Below are 288 nucleotides of genomic sequence, written 5' to 3' on the forward strand. Positions count from 1 at the left end.
TACTACAGCGCCTCGTTTTCGTCTCTATCTTTACGTTTAACGTATTCTAGATGTTTCGTATATGCAGTTTTCAAGGTACGATGCTGGCAAAGTATAAATACTTTACCTAGTGGGCTTAAGTGGACTCGAACCACCGACCTCACGCTTATCAGGCGTGCGCTCTAACCAGCTGAGCTATAAGCCCTAACTCGTTTTATTGAGTTTTGAGTGGAGATAAAGAGATTCGAACTCTCGACCCCCTGCTTGCAAGGCAGGTGCTCTCCCAACTGAGCTATATCCCCATTTTAA

Annotated in this window: 2 tRNA genes; both read right to left on the reverse strand. The window is 44.8% G+C overall.

What is annotated here, in order from left to right:
• Positions 1 to 110: 110 nt before the first annotated feature.
• Positions 111 to 184, reverse strand: a tRNA-Ile gene (locus V8Q34_RS27430).
• A 24-nt stretch (positions 185 to 208) separates the two neighbouring features.
• Positions 209 to 281 (reverse strand) — tRNA-Ala (locus tag V8Q34_RS27435).
• Positions 282 to 288 lie beyond the last annotated feature (7 nt).

This window comes from Blautia sp. JLR.GB0024 (genome assembly GCF_037000545.1).
In the GTDB taxonomy this organism is placed as follows: domain Bacteria; phylum Bacillota; class Clostridia; order Lachnospirales; family Lachnospiraceae; genus Blautia; species Blautia celeris.